The organism is Mycobacterium sp. NGS16, from assembly GCF_059813225.1.
On record NZ_JCALEE010000038.1, the window covers coordinates 1 to 237 of the forward strand.

At 73.0% G+C, this 237-nt stretch carries 1 protein-coding gene; it reads right to left on the reverse strand.

The annotated features are described in order from the left end of the window. Positions 1-237 (reverse strand): ketoacyl-synthetase C-terminal extension domain-containing protein (locus AC5Y4Q_RS21695; protein ID WP_499960178.1); only part of this gene is annotated, 237 nt, incomplete at both ends.

Sequence of the window (237 nt, forward strand, 5' to 3'; positions counted from 1 at the left end):
GCGACGTCGGCCAGCGGCACCTCGGCGCCTTCGCCGGCCATCCATTCGGCCAGCACACCGGCGGTGGCCGCGATGCGCGCCGGCGACTTACCCGACACCAGCAACGTGCTGACCACCGGCGCCGGGGCGACCTCGATCTCGGCGGATTCGGTGGCAGGGGCCTGTTCGATCACCACATGCGCGTTGGTGCCCGACACCCCGAACGACGACACCCCCGCCCGACGCGGACGCGACACC